The 23,605-nt window shown below is 33.7% G+C and carries 17 protein-coding genes, 1 pseudogene and 2 riboswitches; of the genes and pseudogenes, 15 read left to right on the top strand and 3 right to left on the bottom strand.

Annotation, left to right across the window (positions count from 1 at the left end; genetic code table 11):
• The first annotated feature begins 4 nt into the window (after window positions 1–4).
• Window positions 5–1,000 carry an NAD(P)H-dependent glycerol-3-phosphate dehydrogenase gene (locus tag K412_RS0101460; protein ID WP_024831456.1) on the top strand — a complete coding sequence of 332 codons (996 nt, stop codon included), beginning with the start codon at window positions 5–7 and terminating at the stop codon, window positions 998–1,000.
• An 89-nt stretch (window positions 1,001–1,089) separates the two neighbouring features.
• On the opposite strand, the gene K412_RS0101455 is transcribed toward K412_RS0101460, so the two are convergent.
• Entirely contained in the window at window positions 1,090–1,797 is a 708-nt protein-coding gene (locus tag K412_RS0101455) for a C40 family peptidase (RefSeq protein ID WP_024831455.1), read from the bottom strand.
• Between the two features lie 2 nt (window positions 1,798–1,799).
• Window positions 1,800–1,972: riboswitch (cyclic di-AMP (ydaO/yuaA leader) on the bottom strand.
• Window positions 1,973–2,196: 224 nt separating this feature from the next.
• Here K412_RS0101455 and spoIVA point away from each other — a divergent pair.
• The 3 genes from spoIVA to K412_RS22870 all read left to right on the top strand — a co-directional run bounded on the left by spoIVA (window position 2,197) and on the right by K412_RS22870 (window position 4,644).
• A complete protein-coding gene (gene spoIVA, locus K412_RS0101450; RefSeq protein ID WP_024831454.1) occupies window positions 2,197–3,465 on the top strand; it encodes a stage IV sporulation protein A in 1,269 nt (422 codons plus the stop codon).
• Window positions 3,466–3,928: 463 nt separating this feature from the next.
• On the top strand, window positions 3,929–4,513 hold the full coding sequence (locus K412_RS0101445; RefSeq protein WP_024831453.1) for an accessory gene regulator ArgB-like protein: 585 nt from the start codon (window positions 3,929–3,931) through the stop codon (window positions 4,511–4,513).
• Window positions 4,510–4,644 (top strand): AgrD family cyclic lactone autoinducer peptide, encoded by a 135-nt coding sequence (locus K412_RS22870; protein ID WP_014314060.1) that lies wholly within the window; start codon window positions 4,510–4,512, stop codon window positions 4,642–4,644. Before K412_RS0101445 ends, K412_RS22870 begins: the two co-directional genes overlap by 4 nt.
• A 14-nt stretch (window positions 4,645–4,658) precedes the next feature.
• Here K412_RS22870 and K412_RS0101435 read toward each other — a convergent pair whose 3' ends face one another.
• Window positions 4,659–5,951, bottom strand: a complete 1,293-nt coding sequence (locus K412_RS0101435) for a sensor histidine kinase (protein WP_024831452.1) — start codon at window positions 5,949–5,951, stop codon at window positions 4,659–4,661.
• Between the two features lie 365 nt (window positions 5,952–6,316).
• On the opposite strand from K412_RS0101435, the gene K412_RS22450 reads away from it, so the two are divergent.
• The 4 genes and pseudogenes from K412_RS22450 to K412_RS0101415 all read left to right on the top strand — a co-directional run.
• Window positions 6,317–6,463: a hypothetical protein gene (locus K412_RS22450; protein WP_198527695.1), complete on the top strand. Its 147-nt coding sequence runs from the start codon at window positions 6,317–6,319 to the stop codon at window positions 6,461–6,463.
• Window positions 6,464–6,662: 199 nt separating this feature from the next.
• Complete coding sequence (locus K412_RS0101425) at window positions 6,663–7,934, top strand: glycosyl hydrolase 53 family protein (protein WP_024831451.1); 1,272 nt, start codon at window positions 6,663–6,665, stop codon at window positions 7,932–7,934.
• A 122-nt stretch (window positions 7,935–8,056) separates the two neighbouring features.
• On the top strand, window positions 8,057–9,700 hold the full coding sequence (locus K412_RS0101420; protein WP_024831450.1) for a recombinase family protein: 1,644 nt from the start codon (window positions 8,057–8,059) through the stop codon (window positions 9,698–9,700).
• A pseudogene (locus tag K412_RS0101415) lies at window positions 9,688–9,972 on the top strand (sporulation stage IV protein A); the annotation flags it as partial. The gene K412_RS0101420 and the pseudogene K412_RS0101415, both read left to right, overlap by 13 nt.
• 100 nt (window positions 9,973–10,072) lie before the next feature.
• Here K412_RS0101415 and thiT read toward each other — a convergent pair.
• Window positions 10,073–10,606: an energy-coupled thiamine transporter ThiT gene (thiT, locus tag K412_RS0101410; RefSeq protein WP_024831449.1), complete on the bottom strand. Its 534-nt coding sequence runs from the start codon at window positions 10,604–10,606 to the stop codon at window positions 10,073–10,075.
• A gap of 96 nt (window positions 10,607–10,702) precedes the next feature.
• Window positions 10,703–10,813, bottom strand: a riboswitch (TPP riboswitch).
• Between the two features lie 206 nt (window positions 10,814–11,019).
• Between thiT and uvrA the strand changes: the two genes are divergently transcribed.
• The 7 genes from uvrA to K412_RS0101375 all read left to right on the top strand — a co-directional run bounded on the left by uvrA (window position 11,020) and on the right by K412_RS0101375 (window position 23,414).
• On the top strand, window positions 11,020–13,851 hold the full coding sequence (uvrA, locus tag K412_RS0101405) for an excinuclease ABC subunit UvrA (protein ID WP_024831448.1): 2,832 nt from the start codon (window positions 11,020–11,022) through the stop codon (window positions 13,849–13,851).
• 268 nt (window positions 13,852–14,119) lie between these two features.
• Window positions 14,120–14,743, top strand: a complete 624-nt coding sequence (locus K412_RS0101400) for a DUF47 domain-containing protein (protein WP_024831447.1) — start codon at window positions 14,120–14,122, stop codon at window positions 14,741–14,743.
• Complete coding sequence (locus tag K412_RS0101395) at window positions 14,736–15,734, top strand: inorganic phosphate transporter (protein WP_024831446.1); 999 nt, start codon at window positions 14,736–14,738, stop codon at window positions 15,732–15,734. Before K412_RS0101400 ends, K412_RS0101395 begins: the two co-directional genes overlap by 8 nt.
• Before the next feature lie 318 nt (window positions 15,735–16,052).
• Complete coding sequence (locus tag K412_RS0101390; RefSeq protein WP_024831445.1) at window positions 16,053–18,395, top strand: ATP-dependent Clp protease ATP-binding subunit; 2,343 nt, start codon at window positions 16,053–16,055, stop codon at window positions 18,393–18,395.
• A gap of 198 nt (window positions 18,396–18,593) precedes the next feature.
• On the top strand, window positions 18,594–19,892 hold the full coding sequence (locus K412_RS0101385; RefSeq protein ID WP_024831444.1) for an ABC transporter substrate-binding protein: 1,299 nt from the start codon (window positions 18,594–18,596) through the stop codon (window positions 19,890–19,892).
• Between the two features lie 44 nt (window positions 19,893–19,936).
• Window positions 19,937–21,820, top strand: coding sequence for a sensor histidine kinase (locus K412_RS0101380; protein WP_024831443.1), 1,884 nt, complete (start codon window positions 19,937–19,939; stop codon window positions 21,818–21,820).
• Window positions 21,798–23,414 (top strand): response regulator transcription factor, encoded by a 1,617-nt coding sequence (locus K412_RS0101375; protein ID WP_024831442.1) that lies wholly within the window; start codon window positions 21,798–21,800, stop codon window positions 23,412–23,414. Before K412_RS0101380 ends, K412_RS0101375 begins: the two co-directional genes overlap by 23 nt.
• The last annotated feature ends 191 nt before the right edge of the window (window positions 23,415–23,605 follow it).

The following is a 23,605-nucleotide window of genomic DNA, read 5'->3' as shown; positions in this document are numbered from 1 at the left end:
AAACATGAATAGAAATATAGCAATTGTTGGTGCGGGAAGCATGGGTACAGCAATGGCAGTATTGTTATCTAAGAACGGTAACAAGGTTAGATTGTGGTCACCTATGGTAGAAGAAATAGAAATGTTAAAGAAAAACAGGGAACATATTACACGATTGCCTGGAGTTAAAGTTCCTGAAAGTGTTGAATTTACCAATGATATTAAAGAGGCATGCAAAGAGGCAGAAGTAGTTGTGCTGGCTGTTCCGTCACAGACTACAAGGCAGAACTGTAAAACTCTTGCTGGCATTATATCAAAGGATACTATTGTTGTTACCTGCTCTAAGGGAATTGAAAATGAAACTTGTAAGTTGCTTGCAGAAATAATGAAAGAAGAACTGCCTAATAACAACGTGGCAGTATTATCAGGACCAAGCCATGCAGAAGAAATAGGAAGGGATATACCTACTACTGTAGTAGCTGCTTGTGAAAAAATAGAAATTGCTGAGTTCCTTCAGGATTTGTTTATGACTCCGAATTTCAGAGTTTACACAAATACCGATGTAGTAGGGGTTGAACTGGGAGGAGCACTTAAAAATATTATTGCATTATGTGCTGGAATATCAGATGGCCTGGGATATGGTGACAATACAAAAGCCGCTCTTATGACAAGAGGAATTGCAGAAATATCCAGATTGGGTGTAGCCATGGGAGGGCATGCTGACACTTTTTCGGGCCTTACGGGAGTAGGCGACTTGATAGTTACATGTACGAGTATGCATAGCAGAAATAGAAGAGCCGGTATTTTGATTGGGCAGGGAAAGAGCGTACAGGAGGCATTGGATGAAGTAAATATGGTAGTGGAGGGTGTAGCAACTACAAAGCCTGCATATGAGCTGGCCAAAAAACTTGGTGTTTCAATGCCTATAACTGAACAAGCATATAAAATACTTTTTGAAGGTAAAGACCCCAGAAGTGCTGTAGGAGCATTAATGACAAGAGATAAAAAAACAGAAATGTAATGTTGATGATAGGGCTGCCATCCAATTCTTATTGGAAGACAGCCCTTTTTAGCTAAGAAAAAAACTGCTCAAAAAGAGCAGCCACAAAATTATACTATAACTCGTTTTGCTTTCATGAAATTGTTTGCATAATACCCGGAAGTCATATCAGAAATTATAACTTTTCGTGTAGAGCTTCCTGATGCCGCATGGATAAATTGTCCGTTGCCAATGTATATCCCTACATGGCTAATACTGTTGTGACCTCCATCTGTGTCAAAGAAAACTAAATCACCTGCACTCAGGTCTTGACTTGAAACACTACTGCCTTGGGTTGCCTGCTTGGAAGCTACCCTTTCTAATGAAATATCAAAGTGCTTAAAAACATACTGTACAAATCCTGAGCAATCAAAGCCCTTAGGAGTTGTACCTCCATAAACATACTCTGTACCCAATAAAGTTTTTGCAAAATTCACAATCTGCTCTGATTGGTCAGCAGAATTTTCAGACTGCTTGTCTGATGTTTTGGCATCAGAAATTTTGGAAAGAACAACATATTGACTGAAAGCCCAACCTGTTTTACCATCTGATGTTTTTACTTTTAACCAATCACCAGAACTTTCAAGAATACTGAGCTTGTCCCCTCGGGTCATACTTCCTAAGACCTTTGAAGTTGTTCCGGGTTCACTTCGGAGATTTAGAACAGATGCGGAAACTGTTCCAGTCTGAATTTCATCAGCAAAAGATGAAAATGCAAACAATCCCAGGCACAACACAATGGTTGCTGCACCGGAAATCATTCTCTTTAGTTGTAACATTTTAGCCTCCTATTTATGGCTTCCGAAGTTAGCTGTCGGGTTCGGGTAATAGGACGCCCTACGAAAAAGACAAATATGATTATATGTATGTACACTTACTAATTATCTTTTTCAGATTAGCCCCAAAATTGGTTCCTCCGTACCTCATTTAATGAGGATTCAGCCTTTATATAAAAAAATTATATCGTGGAATGTTTGTTAATGTCAATTCCCGTCTTGTGAAAATAGGTTGTCGTGATTTACATCAGTCGTCCCAACGTTTTCAGTATATAAACACATTTTTCAATAAATTTATTTTTTTGTAATAATAACTGTTTTCGGACATATATTTAATATTGAAAAAGACAATATACATAGTCCGTAACGGGACGTGTAACAATATAGGGGAGGGTTCTAAAGGTGGATAAATTCAACATATACCAGCAAATAGCTGAAAGAACTCAAGGGGATATTTACATAGGAATTGTGGGACCTGTAAGAACGGGAAAATCAACTTTTATTAAAAGGTTCATGGAATTGTTGGTTATCCCAAATATAGAGAACACATATCAAAAAGAGAGGGCAATAGATGAACTTCCGCAAAGTGCATCCGGAAGAACTATAATGACCACTGAACCTAAATTTATCCCCAATGAAGCAGTAGAAGTTGTTATTGACGAAAATGTGCAGATTAAAGTAAGAATGATTGACTGTGTGGGTTACATGGTAAAAGGTGCAATGGGACATTTGGAGAATGATGCACCGAGAATGGTTTCAACACCGTGGTTTGATCGTCAGATACCTTTTGAGGAAGCAGCTGAGCTTGGTACTAAGAAAGTAATCAATGAACATTCAACCATAGGTATTGTAATCACAACAGACGGCTCAATTTCTGAAATTCCAAGAGAGGATTATGTTGAAGCTGAAAGAAGAGTAATAACAGAGCTAAAGGCTATTAATAAACCTTTTGTAGTGATTATTAATTCAACAAATCCCAGGGATTCAGAGACACTGAAATTGCGTGACGAGTTGGAGCAAAAGTACGGTGTAACCGTAATTGCAATGGATTGTCTGCAGATGAGAATTGATGATGTTGATACGATTATGGAAAAGGTTCTGCACGAGTTCCCTATCTGTGAAATAGGTATAAATATACCGAGATGGGTGGAAGCTTTGGATGATTCTCATTGGCTAAAAGCAGATATTATTGACTCAATCAGGAATACTTTTAAAGCAGCTACGAAAATACGTGCAATAAAGGACGCTCTGCCTTCTTTTGAACAATATGAATTTGTCAAAAGGGCTGCTATAGATAAGGTAAGTCTAGGAGAAGGCACTGTATTAATCGATTTATCGGCTGCTGATGGACTTTTGTATAAGATTTTAAGTGAAGAGTCAGGAATAGAAATAGAGGGTGAGCATAAACTTATAAGTCTTATAAAAGATCTTGCAAGAATAAAGAAGGAATATGACAGAGTAGAATATGCCTTACATGAAGTTAAGGTTAAGGGGTATGGTATGGTCTCACCGCATATGGAAGAACTCACGTTGGAAGAACCTGAGATTATCAAGCAGGGTAACAAGTTTGGGGTAAAACTTAGAGCAAGTGCTCCTTCAATACATATTGTTAGGTACAAACAGAAGTGTAATCTTAACAAGAGGAGGTACAGGAACAACAAAACCGCGTGATTTTAAATTTAATGTTCAAATTCTTATAGGGGTTTCATAAGCATACAGCCTGCAAAAAAGAGTCTTTGCAGGCTGTAATTTTGTGCGCGAATAAATGTAGCTTGACTTAATCAATTTCAGATTGTAGCATGGTTTTAAATACACTTAATTATAAAAAAGTAACAAAATAGATTAAATGCAAAAAAAATAAAATTGATATACAGTAGCAAAAGGATTAGAATACAGCTTAATGATGAAGAAGTAGAAAGAAATATGTATAATTTAGGACAAATTATGGCATGGTTATAAAAAATTATACGATGCATAAGCAAATAAATGTAGCATTTGGCACTTAATTTTAATATTATGGAATATATGCTCTTTGTCATAATGAGTGGTATTGCATATCAATATTGGGAAAAAAATATCGACAAAGAAAGAAAAATAGTATATAATGGTGTAAAATGTAAGTGGTGGTGATTGGGTGCTAGAGGAAATAACAAAGAAAATCACTAATGAGATTGTTTTAAATATTCCGGGAATCTCAGAAGAAAAAGCTGAGCAAATTGATTATGGTTTGTATATGGCTTTTGCAGATGGTTTGAAATTACTTGCAGTGTTACTTACAGCTTTATTTCTGGGACAATTGAAGTATGCGGTAGTTGCTGTAATAGTTTTCTCATTAAACAAATCCTACTTAGGAGGAGTACATGCAAAAACGCAAATTGGATGTGTAATCACTCACTTTTTATTTATATTCGGTACTGTATATCTGGCACAGATTCTTAATATTAAATTCTTAAATATAGTTTTATTTGCTATATCAGGGATTTTGACATTTTTATACGCACCTGCAGATCTGACGTCAAAACCAATTGTAACTGAGAAAAGAAAAAAGGAGTTAAGGATAAAGGGTAGTATTTTATTAGCAATATGCTTTGTTATTACACTTATAGTTCCTGACATTTACTCAAATATCATTTCAGTAATTACACTAATATCAGCGGTTAATATTACACCTATAGTGTATAGATTAACAAAAAATAAGAGGGGTGGGATAATTACATGAAGGGTAAAATTAAATTACTGGTACTAACTGTTCTATCTCTAATCGGAGTATTTGCAGCTACTGCGTCTGCAGGTGCATGCTGGTTTTGGTCTTATTATCAAAAAGAATGCCCAAAATCATTACTCAAGTAAGCAAAAAGAGGCTATTAAGCCTCTTTTGCTATTCTAATAACTTGTGCGAATACCATTCTTTTTTCATCAAATATAGTAGAACTTGAAATATTTTTATATGAAGCAAGTATTTTATTTGCAATGACTAACCCGTTTCCACGTCCTGCTCCCTTTGATGAACTTTTCGTGTTTGGTGTTTTAACGCATTCGTTTTCTATTCTAATTGTAAGACTCTCATCTGTACTTAAAATTTTCATATCAAGCTTAAGTTTTCCGTTACTTAAAACCTCCTCCAATGCATTGTCAAGATAAATGCCTATTACTTCACATAAATCAGAAATTTTAATATTGGGAATAGAATCAACTTCTCCGATGGTATCCAAGTTAAAACTAATTCCAAGGCTATTGGCATAGTTTACTTTAGAGGATATTAATCCGAATAGTCCGGCATTCTTAATGTTATATATAGCGGTATTTCCTATACTTTGACTTGTTCCTATTATTTCTTTTAGATATGAAGCAGCCGCTTCATACTTGTTCATTTGGTGCATAGCATATAAGACAGAAAGGTGATTCATTTGATCATGTTTTATACGTCTTAAATCATGAAGTGTATTGGCAAGAGATTCATTATAGAATTCCTGCTGTTTTTGTTCTTCTTTCTTCATTTCGTATTTATGATAGATGTTTATATACCAAGCCGAGAAGAAGAAATATGATAAAGATGAAATAAGTACAATAACAAACGAGACAGGGTCAAAGTGAACTACGAAATGCATTCCAAGAAAAGAGGCCATTATCAATATGGTAATAAAAAGTAAAATGCCTATGGGAGTATGGTTTTTTATATTTCCGATTAATTTAGCATAAGGTATAAATTTAATAAGAACCAGAGCTAGGCAGTAAATAATCAAATTCATAATAAAAAATAAAAATAGATTATTATTTATTGTCTCAGGTGTTGCATTAATACCTACAGAATAAAAAATCAATGGTACGGTGAAATTTCCTACTCCAACAAAAAGTATAATCAAACAAAAGGATAATACCGATTTTAGCCATTCAACACGTAATAGGTACCTAATTAGTATTACATTGAGAATTGTCAATAGAATAGATTTTAAAAATTGCAAATTACTGGGTATGGGAAGTACACTCATCCATAAAGTAGACAAAACTCCGTTTAGTACACCATTACAAGCAATAAATGCAACTAAAAAATTCATTTGTACTTTTAAATTAAAATTATTTTTAAGAAATAAGTAAGTTATGTAGGCAGTTATCATTGCAAAAACTGTATTTATTAACAGCTGACCAATTATAAACACTATATTTCCCTCCAAGCTCGGAATCCTTTGATAATAAATTTTTTATTTTAATCAATGAGTAATTTCCAATACACCTATCCTAATTTACATTATATTATGTTTTTCTCATTAATGATATCATTTAATGTAAAAAAAATGCTGTTTTAAAATGTTTATATTCCTTTTTCGAGTATTTTGTTCAAAAATAATTCATTTCAATAATAACACATTATAACATTTAAATATATGCTATAAAAATAGTTTTTATCTGTTTTAGTCACAAATGGTTGTAGCTGTCGGAAATACTTAACGGTTTTTATATTTAAATCATAAAAAAGCTTTTAACTAATAAATTATAACAGACAGAAAATACATTGGAGGTTAAAATGGCTTTTAATGAAGAGGCGGTGAAGCTTGTGATAGTGGAAGTTAAACTACATATCAACCAGCGACTGTTTGAACAAGGGTATATAACCGAAGAAATGTATACAAAAGCAAAGGAAATAATTTTAAAAGATAGCGTTAAAATATGAATTATTGAAATGCCTTTATATTTAACCAAGCTTCCATTGATACAATTGTACTCATGTACGGTTAGAAAAGATAAAAAATAAGTTTTGCGATACCCCCTTTTTTATTAGAGAAATAATGAAGGTTGTAAATATATTGCATTAATTGGTATAATATACTTAATATTACACTAATAGTAAGAAGTATATTGGGGGAATTTAAATGAACACTTTTAAATTAAATAAATTGATTGTTGTCCCTCTTTTAGTTTTGATGATAGTATTGGGGAATTTTTTTATAAATAAAAATATGGTTTCAGCAACTACTTCACAGTTTTTATATGGTGACGTGGACGGAAGTGGAGAAGTAAATTCAATTGATTATGCACTAATAAAAAGCTACTTACTGGGAAATATAACTGACTTCCCTGATGCTAACGGGAAAAGTGCTGCTGATGTAAATGGAGATGGTAGCATAGACTCGTTGGATATTTCTTTAACTAAAAGTTTTATTTTAGGAATTATAGAAAAATTTCCTGCAGAAACTCCTACGAGTATGTTTGCAAAAGGTGCTGATATAAGCTGGCTCCCTCAGATGGAGGCAAATGGTTATAAGTTTTATAACAAAAATGGCGTTCAAAAGGATTGTTTACAAATATTAAAAGACTATGGAATTAACTCAGTGAGAATAAGAACCTGGGTTAATCCTTCCACAGATAAATGGAACGGACACTGTAGTACTAGTGAAACAATAGCACTGGCAAAGAGAGCCAAAAACCTTGGTTTCAAGATTATGATTGATTTTCATTATAGTGATTCCTGGGCAGATCCGGGAAAACAGACAAAACCTGCAGCATGGTCAAAACTGGATTTCAATGGTTTAATGAAGATGACGTATGACTATACATATGATGTAATGACTCAACTTAAGAATAATGGAATATTACCTGAGTGGGTGCAGGTTGGTAATGAAACCAACAATGGAATGCTGTGGGAGGATGGAAAAGCATCAAATAATATGAAAAACTTCGCATGGCTAGTAAATTGTGGATATGATGCTGTAAAAGCCGTAAGTTCACAAACCAAGGTAATTGTACATTTATCAAATGGATTTAATAATTCGTTATTCAGGTGGATGTTTGACGGCCTTAAATCTAATGGAGCAAAATACGATGTTATCGGAATGTCACTATATCCTGAGAAAGATAACTATACTGCTCTTTCAAGCCAATGCCTCTCGAACATGAAGGATATGGTATCAAGGTATAATAAAGAAATAATGATATGTGAAATAGGAATGTCATATGACTACGCTTCAGAAAGCAAAGCATTTATTGCTGACATGATAAGCAAAACTAAGTCTTTACCAAAAAATAAGGGGTTGGGTGTATTCTATTGGGAGCCGGAGTCATACCCGGGAATGAACGGTTATACTAAAGGCTGCTGGAACTCAGATGGTAAACCAACAATTGCATTGGAAGGGTTTTTAAATTAGTATATATGAAATTCAAAAATTGCACCGGAAATCGGTGCTTTTTTGTTGGGAAACAATTGACAAATATTATTCGGATAATATAATGAAAAGTAACAAACAGAAGTGTAAACGAGGTGTGTAAAATGGATTTGTACACTATAAGAAATGAACTGAACACGGGTAAAACAATATATGATTTAAATCTGAGAGTTACTTATTATGCAAGAGTATCTACTGAAAAGGATGAACAGGTTCACTCACTGAAAAACCAGATAGAATATTATTCAGATTTTATTAAAAGAAATCATAAATGGACATATGTAGATGGATATATAGATGAAGGTATAAGTGGCACAAGTGTAAATAAAAGAGATTCTTTTCTCAAAATGGTTTCGGATGCTAAATTAAAAAAATTTGATTTTATTATTACAAAAGAGATTTCTAGATTTTCAAGAAACACCTTGGACAGTATAAAATATACTCAGGAGCTGCTGTCTTATGGAGTAGGTGTTCTTTTTCAATCTGACAATATAAATACATTAATGCCGGATGCAGAGTTGCGATTGACAATAATGTCCAGTATAGCTCAGGATGAGGTTAGAAAAATATCTGAGAGAGTTAAATTCGGTTTTAAAAGAGCCATAGAAAAGGGAGTAGTACTTGGAAATAATAAAATATGGGGCTATAGGAAAGATTCCGGCAAACTTGTAATTGATGAAAAGGAAGCTGAGATAGTAAGACTGATATTTGATATGTATGCCACACAAAACATTGGAATACGAGGAATAAGTGCAAAGCTTGACAATATGGGAATCAGAAATAAAAACGGTAATCCCTTTTCTTTTTCCACTATTAAGAGCATACTTACAAATCCCAAATATATGGGATATTATTGCGGAAATAAAACACACAAAATTGATTATAAGCTTCATGATAGAAAGTATCTTGACCAGACAGAATGGGTTATGTACAAAGATGAAGAATCGGTTCCTCCCATAGTATCTGAAGAAATATGGCAAAAGGCAAATTATATATTAAAAAAAAGAAGTGAAAAACAATCAGCAGAAGACAAGACCAGCTACCAAAACAAGTACCCATACAGCGGAAAAATAATATGTAAAGAACATAATGTTCCTTATTACAGGACACTTTATCGTTATAGCTCAGGTAATAAGGAAGTATGGCAGTGCAAAAGGTATGTTGAGAAGGGGAAAGAAGGTTGTACGTCTCCATCTATATATACATCCGAGTTGGACATAATAATAAAGAAAGCATACGATGAAATAATAGTTAACCGTTCAGAAATTATACATGAAATGGTTACCATGTATTCAAGTCTTGGTACTCAATCTAAGATAAAAGAAGATATTTCAAAGATTAAAATTGAAATTAATCAAATACTCAAAATGAAAGACAAGTTATTGGAGCTAAGTATAAACGGCAGACTGTCTGATGATGAATTTGAAAGAAGAAACAATCGATTCAATGAGGATATTGATAGACTAGGTATAAGGTTAAAAGAACTAGATGAGGAGGAATTGAGAAATAAAGAAATAACGTATTCCGTTGAAACCCTACGAAAAGTAATTGCCAAGGAAATTAATTATGATGATGGACTGGACAATAAATTAATAGAGTCATTGTTAGAAAAGATTGAAGTATATAAGACAGATAAGAAAAACGAAATAGATTTAAAAGTGTACTTTAAAGTTTTGACAAAACCCTTTGATTATAAAATATTACGTGATGGAAAAAGTACTTCTGTTTGCTCCATGCAATACATATGATAAGGGCTGATATTGAAACAGAAATTGCTCCTTTGGTTGGAACCGAAAAGCAGTCAGAAGAGTTGGTTTCATATTTGCTAAAAGAATTTGAAAACGATACCGGAAAGCTGTGGGAGTCAAACATATTTGGAAAGTCTCTCCATGAACTCGTAAATGAAGGCTTGCAGAACAAGCTTTTTAGAATGCCGGAGGATGCACAGCTCAAACTTCAGGAAACCTTGCAGAAAATAATAAATGAGGGCAGTGGCGGATTAATATGCATTATACTGTAGCTGTAGCTCACATTAAACATAAATAAAACATAAATAGCAAAAAAGATGATTCGGTAAAAAGGATCATCTTTTTTGCTATAGTATCAATTATTCAAACAGGCTAAAGGCTGCTCTGCCTGTTAATATATTTTCCTAATGGTTTATAAAGAGCACACAAAATAACAGATGTTATTATAAATTCAGGAACCATGTACTGAGCGTTATAAATAATAGAATAAAGGTAGATGTTCATTCCCTCAGGAGCATATGTATACCATAGAATAATACCGGAAAGAAAGTGAAATGCAAATCTGCCAATCATTGCCAAAGCAGTACTTGAAATTATGGCAAACAAATTTTTTTTAAATATTCCGGCAAGACCAAGGCAGCCATAAGCAAAAATATAGTCAAGAAATATACCAAGTGGATGATATGAAAATTTAGTTCCAAGAGCAAACTGCAGAAAACCGTAAACAAGACCTACAATAATACCTCGTTTTGTACCCCAACGAATTGCAAAAATAATTATAGGTACCATACTTCCCAGTGTTACAGAGCCACCATAGGGCATTTCATATTTAATAAAACTCAGAATCTGTGCAAGAGCAATTAAAACTCCTGCCTCCACCAATATTCGGTTAGACATTGTTTTCATAAATATATAATTCCTTCCTCAGTGTAATATGTTTTAGAACTCCTTATGCTTAAAAGATTAGCAAATAAAAAATGCCATACCTGATTGAAAACGCAGAGTATGACAAAACAAAATTCCTACGCTGGCATTACCCAGATCAGGTACATGGGTTTTAAGTAAAACATACTTATCTCAGCCGGATTATTTTCCAGCTCCCCTTTAATATTCAATTTTGACCAAAGAAATTATAACAGATAGTTAAAAAAGTAGCAACATAAAAATTCGGCTTATTATTATGAAAAATATTGACAAATATCGAACAAATGTTTGCATTTATTTTGGGATTTGATATAATAGTAAAAGCGGTATAATTCATTAAGGATATAATTAACCATAAAGTTAAAATATAACATTTGTAGAAAAAGGTGTATTGTATGATTAGAGATAATATTTTTATAAAAGGTGCACGTGAGCATAACCTAAAAAATGTTGATGTTGAAATACCAAGAGATAAATTTGTTGTCATAACCGGATTAAGCGGTTCAGGTAAGTCTTCTCTTGCTTTTGATACTATTTATGCTGAAGGCCAGAGAAGGTATGTTGAATCATTATCATCCTACGCAAGGCAGTTCCTAGGTCAGATGGACAAGCCAGATGTAGACTATATAGACGGGTTGTCTCCGGCAATATCAATTGACCAAAAGACAACCAGCAGAAACCCAAGATCTACTGTAGGAACAGTAACGGAAATTCACGATTACCTTAGACTTTTGTACTCAAGGATAGGAATTCCCCATTGTCCCAAGTGTGGCAAGGAGATTTCTCAGCAAACTGTTGACCAGATGGTAGATCAGATAATATTTTTTGAAGAAGGAACCAGAATACAGTTGCTTGCTCCTGTTGTAAGAGGTAGAAAAGGAGAATACCATAAGCTTATAGAGGATGCTAAAAAAGATGGTTTCGTGAGATTGCGTGTGGACGGGGAAATAGTAGACATAAATGATGAGATTAAATTAGATAAAAACAAAAAACATAATATTGAGATAGTTGTTGACAGACTTGTAGTCCGTGGTGATATTCGGAAAAGACTTACTGATTCATTGGAAACAGTACTTCGCTTAAGCGGGGGGATAGTAATTGTTGATGTAGTGGGGAAAGAAGATATACTGTTTAGCCAGAACTTTGCATGCAGCGATTGTGGAATTAGCATAGAAGAACTTGTACCAAGGATGTTTTCCTTCAACAATCCTTTTGGAGCATGCCAGACATGTACCGGCTTGGGAACTCTTCTGAAGGTAGACCCTGATCTTGTTATACCTGACAGATCCTTGTCACTTACAAATGGTGCAATTAATGTCACAGGCTGGAATATCGAGAGCGAGGATGCATATGCTAGGATGTTGTTCAACGCATTGGCGAAGCATTATAATTTTGATTTGGACACTCCGTTTAATAAGCTTCCAGGGAAAGTAGTAGATATAGTACTTTACGGGACAAAAGGCGAAAAAATAAAAGTAGATTACGAAAGAGAATACGGCAAAGGATCTTATATGGCTGAATTCGAAGGAATTATCAATTCTATTGAACGCCGTTACCACGAAACCCAGTCAGAAGGCATGAAACAGTATTATGAGCAGTTCATGAGCCATAATCTGTGTCCGGATTGTAAAGGTGCCAGATTAAAACCTGAAAGTCTTGCGGTTACAGTAGGAGGTAAAAATATACACGAAGTATCTTCCATGGCTGTAGCAGATATAAAAGATTTTTTTGACAATCTCGAGCTTAGTGAAAGAGATAAGATGGTAGCAAGCCAGATTTTAAAAGAGATTGAGGCAAGAATAGGCTTTCTTGTTGATGTTGGTCTAGACTATCTTACACTTTCAAGACCGGCTGGTACTTTATCCGGAGGTGAAGCACAGAGAATAAGGTTAGCCACTCAGATAGGCTCTGGCTTAATGGGAGTGCTTTATATTTTGGATGAGCCAAGTATCGGATTGCACCAAAGAGATAATGAAAAGCTTCTTAAAACCTTAGAGCGGCTTAGGAACCTTGGAAATACACTTATTGTTGTAGAACATGACGAAGATACCATGTATGCAGCAGATCATATCATTGACATGGGCCCCGGAGCTGGAATCCACGGCGGACATGTTGTTGCAGAGGGAAAACTGGAGGATATACTGAAATGTGAGGATTCCCTGACAGGACAATATTTAAGCGGACGTAAAAAAATAGAAGTTCCACAGGTTAGAAGAAAGCCAAATGGGAAATGGCTTGAAATTGTAGGTGCAAAGCAGAACAATTTAAAAAACATTAATGTAAAAATTCCACTTGGAGTGTTGACTTCTGTTACAGGTGTTTCTGGTTCAGGAAAAAGCACATTGATAAATGAGATTTTGTATAACAGCCTTGCCAGTCAGTTATACAGAGCTAAAACCAGACCGGGTAATCATGGAAAAATAAAAGGTATAAAAAATATTGATAAGGTTATAAATATTGACCAATCACCAATTGGAAGAACTCCAAGGTCAAATCCGGCAACCTATACAGGGGTATTCGATCTTATAAGGGAGGTATATGCTTCCACCAATGAAGCAAAAATGAAGGGATATAAAACTGGAAGATTCAGCTTTAATATAAAAGGTGGCAGGTGTGAAGCCTGCAGTGGAGATGGAATTATAAAGATTGAGATGCATTTTCTTCCTGATGTATATGTACCATGTGAGGTTTGTAAGGGGAAAAGGTATAACAGGGAGACACTTGAGGTTAAGTACAAAGGTAAAAGCATATCAGATGTACTTAATATGACAATAGAAGATGCCCTGGAATTTTTTAAGAATATTCCAAAAATACAGAGAAAATTGCAGACATTATATGATGTAGGATTGGGGTATGTGAAGGTTGGTCAACCTTCTACAACTTTGTCAGGAGGCGAAGCTCAGAGAGTAAAGCTTGCTACTGAGTTATCCAAGAGAAGTACGGGAAATACACTGTATATTTTGGACGAACCTACAACCGGTCTTCATGTAGCTGATGTCCACAGGTTGATAGATATCCTTCAAAGATTGGTAGATGCAGGTAATTCTATAGTAGTTATTGAACACAATCTTGATGTTATAAAAACTTCTGACTATATAATTGATCTTGGGCCTGAGGGCGGCGACAAAGGAGGTACCATTATTGCGCAGGGTACCCCCGAAGAAGTTGCAAAAGTAAAAGAATCATATACAGGACAATACCTTAGCAAAATTTTAGATAGTAAGTAATTTGAATTTACCTAAATATTTTCAAGGGCAAGTACTTTGACGCACTTGTCTTTGGAAATATTTTTTTATTATTACCCAAAAGAGAAGGCTTGTTTATAAAAAATAATATAATAAAAATATATAAATAAAAATTACATTATATATACAACTGTAGTAAATACTAAGAAGGTTTGTTAATTCTATGTTAACTTTGTTGTAAATAATTTTGCATTGCTATATAATTAAATAGTAAATATGTTATATTTTGTCGAAAGAAGGTAGTTTATAAATGTTTAGAATTACACCTAAGGAAGAGAAATTTTTTGACTATTTTATTGAGACATGTGAGATTATCTGCAAAGCAGCATCACTTCTTGAGGATTTAGCTACAAACTATGTTAATGTAAATGAAAAGATCTCAACTATTGAAGGTACTGAGCATGCATGCGATAGTAATGTCCATAAAATTTTAAATGAGCTTAACCAATCTTTTATTACCCCCATTGATCGTGAAGATATTTTTACAATAGCAAAAGAACTGGATAACATTACAGATGACATTGAAACTGCTGCACACAGATTTAGCATGTATAATGTCAAGACAGTAAAACCTGAAGCTGTTACCATGACAAAATTGATTGTCAGAGCAACAAGCGAGCTGAAAAATGTAATGATTGAAATGAAAAATATGAAGAAGAGTAAACAACTCCAGAATAAAATAATTGAAGTAAACAATGTTGAAGATGAAGCAGATACTATTTTTAGAGATGCAATGGCAAATCTGTTTATAACTGAGCATGATGCAGTAGAAGTTATAAAGTGGAAAGAAATATTTGAACTTCTTGAAAATACAATAGATGCTTGCGAAGATGTTGCGAATATAGTAGAAGGGGTTGTTATGAAAAATGCTTAGTGTTTCATTAGTCGTAGTTGTTGTACTGGCACTAGGATTTGATTTTATTAACGGATTCCACGATACCGCAAATTCTATCGCTACTTCAGTTTCAACAAGAGTTTTATCTCCTCGTACAGCAATATTGATGTCTGCAGTACTTAATTTTGTAGGTGCATTAATGAGCAGTAAGGTAGCACATACTATCACCAATGGTTTGGTTGATGGTAGCATGATTAAAGTGCAATATGTAATTATAGCAACTTTAATAGCTTCAATAATATGGGATTTAATTACATGGTATTTTGGTATACCCAGTAGTTCATCACATGCGTTGATAGGTGCTCTTGTAGGATCATCAATAGCGTATTCAGGCGGGTTAAGTATAGTAAAATGGCAAGGAGTACTGGACAAGGTTGTTATACCTTTAGTAACATCTCCGATAATAGGTTTTGTAATAGGCTTTGTATTTATGTCGTTTCTATACAAGATACTCCGTCCTTTTTCTCAAAGATTTGTAAACAAATGGTTCTCTAAATTGCAAATACTTTCAGCAGCATTTATGGCATATTCTCACGGAAATAATGATGCTCAGAAGTCTATGGGAATAATAACACTGGCATTGGTAGGTGCAAATTTAAATAATGGCCATACAGAAGTTCAACCTTGGGTTATGCTTGCATGTGCTATTTCAATGGCACTTGGTACATCAATAGGCGGTTGGAAAATTATTAAGACAATAGGTGTTAATATGATAAGGCTTCAGCCAATTGGCGGTTTTGCAGCCGAAACTGGTGCAGCAATCGTTATTGAAACAATGACTCATTTTGGAGCACCTGTAAGTACAACACATGTTATATCAACATCAATAATGGGTGTTGGAGCTTCTAAAAGATTATCTGCTGTAAAATGGGCACTAGCAAGAAATATAGTATATGCTTGGATATTTACAATCCCTGTGTCAGCAATAATCGGAGCATTTATAACAACTATATTTAAATTCTTTGCATAATAAATTGTTAAAAAATGTACTTATTTCTAAATAGAAATGGTTATAATTATAGCATCAATAAACCTGAATTATTGTCGTATAGATTAGATATAAGGACTATAATTCAGGTTTTTTCGTCATCTAAACTACGGACTATATAATGCAAAAATTAAAAAATAAAGCAAATCGGTTAGACCTCAAAAAATACTTGTGTTATACTAGTAAAAAACTAGTATAGATTAAAAAAGCAGTATAATAATAAAATATTGGACATTTATGGAAATAATATAGTATATAAATTAGAGGGAATATACTGGAATTATAAGAAGAGGTGATTAAATGATAAAATGTTCCATTTGTAATAAAAATATTGCAGTAGTGTTTGTAACAAAAATTATAGACGGGAAGCAGATTCAGGAAGGCTTGTGTGTTAGTTGTGCAAAAAAGCAGAATTTACAGCCCATAGATCAATTGCTGTCACAAACCGGTATGACAGAATATGAGCTTGATAATATAAGTAAACAAGTAGGAGATATGCTTGAAGAGATGGATGGATCTGAAATAATGGAAGCAATGCAGGTAGACCCTGAAAACATTAATCAGGCAAATCCCTTTTTTAGTATATTGAATAAGGCATTTCCAAAGGCAAATGACGTTGAAGAAAGTAATTCAAAGAGCTTCCACCCAATGGGTCAGGATAAAGATGGGGATGATAAAGATAAAAATTCTACTAAAACAAAGGCTCAGGATAAAAAGGCTGGTAAAAAGAAGAAATATCTTGAGATGTATGGAACAAATCTTATAGACAAGGCTAAAGAAGGAAGCATAGATAAGATTATAGGTAGAAGTCGTGAAATTGAAAGAGTTATTCAGATATTGAACAGAAGAACTAAAAATAATCCTGTTTTAATAGGAGAACCCGGTGTAGGTAAAACTGCTATTGCAGAAGGACTAGCAATAAGAATTGCTGAAAAAACAGTTCCTGTAAAAATTCAGAATTCTGAGGTTTATCTTCTGGATATGACTAGCGTTGTTGCGGGAACACAGTTCAGAGGACAGTTTGAAAGCAGAATGAAGGGAATAATAGAAGAAGCTAAATCCTTTGGAAATATAATTCTTGTAATAGATGAACTTCATAATATAATGGGCGCCGGTGAAGCTGAAGGTGCAATGAATGCTGCCAATATTTTAAAGCCTGCATTATCCAGAGGTGAGATTCAGGTAATTGGGGCTACAACTCTGAATGAATATAGAAAGCATATAGAAAAAGACACTGCTTTGGAAAGGAGATTTCAACCTATAATTGTTGATGAACCATCCATTGAGGAAAGCATAGAAATTTTAAAAGGTATTAAACACTACTATGAGCAATATCACAGGGTTAAAATAAGTGATGAGATAGTAAAGGCCGCAGTAAATTATTCTGAGAGGTATATTACCGACAGACTTTTGCCTGACAAAGCAATAGATGTAATAGATGAAGCAGGTTCTAGAGCCAATCTGAAAAATACAAAACTAGCTGAGCTAGAGACATACAAAGAAGAACTGAAAAGAGTTCAAGAGGAGAAAGAATCTGCAGTTTCAGCAGATTCAATAGAAGATTATCAGAAGGCAGCAGATTTAAAGGTCTATGAGTGCAAGCTTACTGAGCTTATTAAAGACATAGAGGATACCAGTAAAGATGTTGAACTTACCGTAGAAGACATAGCTGCAGTAATAGAGGCATGGACTAAAATTCCTATTCAAAGGCTCACTGAAGGTGAAGCTGAAAAACTGATGAGCCTGGAAACGCGTATTCATCAAAAGGTGATTGGACAGGAAAAAGCTGTAGAAGGCGTAGCAAGGGCAATAAGAAGAAGCAGATCAGGGTTTAAAAAGAAGAAAAAACCATCTTCTTTCATTTTTGTAGGTCCAACTGGTGTTGGTAAGACTGAACTAGTACGAGCACTTTCAACGGAACTGTTTGGAAGTGAGGAAGCAATGATAAGGCTTGATATGTCTGAATACATGGAAAAGCATACAGTTTCAAAGTTAATTGGTTCACCACCGGGATATGTTGGATATGATGATGCAGGTCAATTAACAGAAAAAGTAAGAAGAAGACCATATTCGGTAATATTATTGGATGAAATCGAAAAAGCTCATCCTGATGTATTCAATATGCTGCTTCAAATTCTAGAAGACGGAAGGTTAACAGATAGCCATGGTAAAACTGTAAACTTTGAGAATACAATTATTATCATGACATCAAATGCAGGAACTAATTTAAAATCCGGTGGCATAGGTTTTTCAAATAATACCTATACTGCCCTTGAAAGCAGAGTACGAGATGTAATAAAGGAAACTTTCAGGCCGGAATTCCTCAATAGAATAGATGAGATAATTGTATTTACTGAACTTGGAAAAGAAGAATTAAAGAAAATAATCGATTTAATGTTGGAAGAAGTTTACCATGAAGCTGGCGAAAAGGACATCAGAGTAAATGTTTCCGATAAGGTCAAAGAATTTATATTGGAAAAAGGCTATGACCCCAAGTATGGTGCAAGACCTTTGAGAAGAACAGTACAGAACTATATAGAGGATCGTCTTTCGGAAGAGTATTTAAAAGGTACAATAAAAGAAGGTTCACTTGTAGGGGTTGACTTAGATGAAAATAATGAAATAATATTAAAAATTATTTAGCATTTTTTATTATAAATAGCGGCAGGATTTATACTCTTGCTGCTATTTTAATGTTGATAAATTTATTGCAATATATACCCAATAGTATTTATAATATATGTGAAATAAAAAATAGGATTCTCCTGAATGATTGTGTTATCCTCGTTCTTAACAGTAGACAAAAAATGGCTATATAAAATAAGAATTGGAGTGAAACAAATGAAACACTCAAAAAAACTTTTATGTTTAGCACTATTTACGCTAGTCAGTGTTATGTCAGTTTCTTGCGGCAGTGACAATTCCTACGTTTCAGATGCTGCTCGTAATAGCAATACTCACACTGAAACCAGTACAATAAGCTTAATGACAAGCTGGGGCGGTGTTGATAGCAAAGCTGGCTGTTTGACGGATTTGCTGGACAAATTTGAAAACGAAAATCCTAATATAAAAGTTTCAAATCAGTCTATTTTTGGTGATGAATATTTGCCTACTCTTAAAACAAGGTTTGCTTCAGGAAATGAACCCGATGTTTTTGGATTATGGCCTTGCTCTGATATAAAATATATGATAAGAGCAAATAAGCTTGCTGACCTGACGGACATGCTTAAGAATGACAGCGAATGGATGGGAAGCTTCAAGGGTAACTACTTTGACTTGACTACATACAATAACAGAATATTTGGTATACCTTTTGAACTTGTATTTGAAGGTATGTTCATCAATAAGGATTTATTTCAACAATATAATGTAAAAATACCACAAAATTACCAGGAACTTAAAAATGCAATAAATATATTTAATAAGCATAACATAACCCCTATTGCCTATAACGCTACTGCCGAAGGTTCATATATATATCAGAATATGATTGCCAGCCTCGGAGGAAACGAAGGAGTAGAAAAGTTCATTGTTAATAATAAAATAAATAAATATTACATAGATGCAATGAAATATATGAAAGAGCTATATGAAATGCATGCATTTCCTAATGATTTAATATCAATTACAAGTGAAGAAAGAAACAATCTTTTTATAAAGAAACAGGCAGCTATGATAGTTCAGGGCTCATGGTTTGCAGCGTACTTTGGTAAATTTGATACAACAGTTGAAATGATACCGTTTCCGTCCATGGGAAATGGGAGAAGTAAAATACCGGCAGGGTTAGGTGGGGGAACCTTTTACATAAGTAAAAGTGCTTGGAGTACACCAAAAGGAAAAGAAAACACTGTAAAACTTTTGAAGTTCCTTACGTCAAATGAGACATCTGATTATTTATATAAAGAAGCCGGTCTATTCAGTACATTAAACATAACAATGGAAACTCCCTATAATGCATTAGCAAAACAAAGTATCGGTGTTTATGAAAACACTCCTGAACAGGATCGGTGTGCCATACCTGATCATGTAATTGATAGAAGCACTTGGGAAAAGGTTATTGTTAAGGAGTTTCCAAATTATCTAGATAATAAGATTTCTGCAGAAGAAATATGGGAAAAAGCTTTGAATAGATTACAATGATTTAAATTGCCTTTTGTTATTACTGCTTAGGATATGGTGAAATAATGATAAATAAAATTACTTCAAGTATGTTTGCAAAAATACTTAGGGGTTCACAATTTTACAAAAACATATCAATAAAGAAGAAATTACTACTTGTAGTAAACCTACAAATTTTAATACCTCTTATATTTGTAGGCTTTTTTGCGTATAAGAGTTCTGAAGAGATTATAAATAGTAAATCTCTTTCGTACTCTAACGACGTATTAAGCTCTATTGGGCTAAGGCTACAGGATACGGTAACAAATTTGACCAACATTTCCGGTGACATAAGTATGGATAAAAACATATATGATGCACTAATCAGTTATGACACAGGTAATAACAATAATAACTTAACGGAAATGAGTATTCATGAAATAGATTCTCAGTTAACAAACCTATTTATAACGGTAAAGGGAAATAGACCGGAAATTAATTCTATATGTATAGTAACTGACAGTGGTTTAGTTCTGCCGAGACGTTATCCAAGTACTGATTCGGAGTTAAGATCAGTAGTGAACAGAGAATACTCTAAAATGAGTGAAAAAGCTGATGAAGTTACCAGAAAAGCAGCTTGGTTCTTTGAAACCTCATCAGGAGTTGTTAAGAATGCGTATTTAGTAAAAAAGGTATACAACAGGGATGATTATACTGAAATAGGAATGTTGGTAGTCCAGATAAAAATGGACTCTTTGAAAGATGTATTAAAGGGACTCGAGTCTGAAGTAATGCAAAATACTACAATTCTCACGCCAAAAGGCGATATAATTGTATCAAAGAATAAACAAGCATTAGAGAGATATAAATCCGTTATAAAGGATACACCGTATGATAAGGATTCTTTCATAGATCAAGAAAATGATATATTTGTTGCTTATACCTATTTAAAAGATAACATTAATTGGAGAATAGTAACATTTATTCCTTTAAATGAACTATATTCTGACGTAGATAAATTGAGAAACAGGATAATTGTGCTCTGCCTTGCATCTATTATTATACTGTCTATAGTCAGCATTTACATGTCATTTGATATGATAAAACCTATCAACAGATTGGTAAAGGCAATGAAAAATATGAATATAAATAATATATCAGATAGCTATATTGAGGTTGACAGAAGTGACGAGCTTGGTTTCCTTCATAAGACCTTTAATAATATGGCTAAAGAGATTGACCATTTGGTTACATGGATTTACAGAGAACAGATTACCCGCAAAGAGGCTGAACTCAAAGCATTACAGTCTCAAATAAATCCTCATTTTCTCTTTAATACACTGGAATCAATAAACTGGATGGCACAATTAAACAATGTCCCTGAGATAAGCGATATAGTATCGGATCTTTCGGCATTACTTGAAGCCAGTATAGGAAGGGATGACAGGCTTATTCCTATAGAAGAGGAATTTATGTACATAGATAAATATATATCCCTCTTAAAGCGAAGATTTGAAGATAAGATAACTTTAAAAAAAGAAATAGACCCTCAGGTTCTATATATAAAGATTCCAAGACTTTTGATACAACCCTTAATCGAAAATGCTGTATATCATGGAGTGGAAAACAGCAGAGGAAAAGGTGTCATTATGCTTAATGCCAGAATTCAGGGAGATTTACTTATATTAGAAGTAATTGATAATGGCAACGGAATATCTAAAGACGATCTAATAAAGCTAAATAAGAGCCTTGAAATGGATAATGACACATACTTTAAATCTCTTAGGGAGAAAAAAAATAAAAGTATCGGTATCGATAATGTAAATAGAAGAATAAAGCTATTCTATGGTGAAAAATACGGTATCAAAATAGAGAGCAGTGTTAACATATTTACTAAAGTAACGGTTTCTTTACCACTTCAAACATTCAATACTAAGGAGAGTTATTATGTACAAGGTTCTAATAATTGATGATGAATCCATAATACGAAAAGGAATCAAGAACATTATTAATTGGAAACAGCTTGATTGCGAGGTTTGTGCAGATGCCTGTGATGGTATCGAAGGAATTGATTTGATTAAAAAATATCTGCCGGAAGTGATTATAACAGATATTCGCATGCCTGGTATGGATGGTCTGGAAATGATCAAGCAGGTAAGGGAAATTGTTCCCAATTCAAAAATAATAATACTAACGGGGTATAGGGATTTTGATTACGTACAGAAGGCTATTAAATGCGGAGCATTTGATTTTCTCCTTAAACCGTCAAAAATTGAAGAACTGACTACTGTATTGACAAAGGCAGTTAAGGAATTAAATGAGCAAAAGAGCAAGCACAACGAGATTGCGCGTTTTAGAATGCTTTTTGAGCAAAATATTCCCGTACTCAGAGAAAAACTTCTATATGATATTATATATGGACTTAACACAAGCGAAAATGAAATATACGAAAAAATGAAGCTCTTCAACATATCAATACGAAATTTTGTTTTAGTTGTAATGGAAAATGATTACAACGATAAATCAAATAGTTCTCTGTACGACAAACATCTTTACCAGTTTGGTATTGTAAAATCTTTTGAAGAAATATTTGCAGAGAATTATGAAGTGCTAAGTATTATGCTTAACAGTAACAGGGTAGGATTTATAATACAGAAATCTGATAACTCACCTTTGGATATTGAAAAGGTAAGTGAAAAATGTGCCTATCTACAGGAGGTAATAAATAGCGGATTCGGTTTTACTGTCACAATAGCAGTTAGTTCAAATGGAAAAAAAGCTATGGAGCTTCCGGACAAACTAAAAGAGTGTCTGGGGTCATTGGATTACAAGAGTTATATGGGAGATAATTCTATTATTCAGTACAGTGACTTAAACTCATTTTTCAGATATGAAGACTATTCCATATTGGACAAGTATCAAAAACAACTTATTGAAAACATAAAATCGGGAAATGAGGTTGGAGTAAGGGAAAATACAAAGCTTATATCTGATTATCTAACAAACAACAATATAAATATACACTATATGCGAAATTTTTATTATACAACGTTATCTTCAATAAATAATATTAGAATATCCGTTTCATCAGTAGATACTGACAAAAGATATTCAGAGGGAGAGGATATAGCAAGTCTTATTAAGCTTATAGAAAAGACAGATAAAGCAGAAGAACTTAATTCTCTGCTGGAAGAGGTATCCTTAAAAATCGCATCTAAAGTTAAAAGTTTTAATAATAAAAGTATAAAACTAATATTGCGCAAAGCAATAGACTATATACAAGACCATTACAATGAACAGGTAACTCTTAACGAAGTAGCAGAAAATATATATGTCAGTACTTTTTATATTAGCAGGATGTTTAAAAAGGAGTTGGGAAAAAGTTTTGTAGATTACCTTAATGATGTTAGAATTGATAAAGCAAAGGAACTTCTAAAGGATGTAAGATATAAGACATATGAAGTTGCAGAGAAGGTTGGTATCTCTGATCCCCACTATTTTTCAAAGCTATTTAAGAAATATTCTGGAATGACGCCGTCTGAATACAGAGACAGTTTATTTTAACTTAATCATATTAATAGGTGTTTAATATTGACCTTTAATGGAAATAATTGCACGTAACCATATTTTGTTAACAGACAAGAATAGAACAAAAAAATATAAAAATGATAAAATTCGCCAAAAAATACATATAAAAGACACGTATTTATTAGAGTACGTGTCTTTTATAGTGTAATTTATTGCTATACATATAT

Origin of the sequence: Ruminiclostridium josui JCM 17888 (assembly GCF_000526495.1) — a bacterium.
Lineage (GTDB): Bacteria > Bacillota > Clostridia > Acetivibrionales > DSM-1351 > Ruminiclostridium > Ruminiclostridium josui.
This window is presented reverse-complemented; position numbering and strand designations above follow the sequence as displayed.